Source organism: Leifsonia sp. SIMBA_070, assembly GCF_046534635.1.
Classification (GTDB): Bacteria; Actinomycetota; Actinomycetes; order Actinomycetales; family Microbacteriaceae; genus Leifsonia.
On sequence record NZ_JAWRYK010000041.1, the window covers coordinates 1 to 422 of the forward strand.

1 protein-coding gene is annotated in these 422 nt (G+C 64.7%); it reads right to left on the minus strand.

Translation table 11 applies throughout. The features are described 5' to 3' along the window. The coding region (locus SB754_RS19305; protein ID WP_410784028.1) for a hypothetical protein at nt 1-422 on the minus strand (422 nt) is incomplete at both ends.

The window sequence follows — 422 nt, forward strand, 5'->3', positions numbered from 1 at the left end:
GTCGTCGTCGTTCCCGACGTGCCCAAGACCCGCTCCGGAAAGATCATGCGCCGGCTCCTGACGCAGCTGTTCGAGGGCACGGCCCTTGGCGACACCACCAGTCTGCAGAATGAACCCTGCATACCCGACATCGCACGCATCTGTGCTGCCCGGCACGGAGCCGAACAATGAACGCGGGCCAGTGTCACCCGGTCCATCACCACGACGCCGCCCATCAGGCTGTGGACCCGCATGAACTCGGTGGGCGAGACCTCCAGGTACGTGGCGTCCGCCTTGGCGGGCAGCAGGTCAGCGTGCAGCCCGTCCTGCAGCTCCTGGAAAAGCTGGTTGGCTTCCACCTGCGGCAGCGGATCGGTGGCCGTGATCTTATGCGTGGCGGCGGCCAGCCTGTAGCCCGTTTCAATGACAACGACGTATTCATC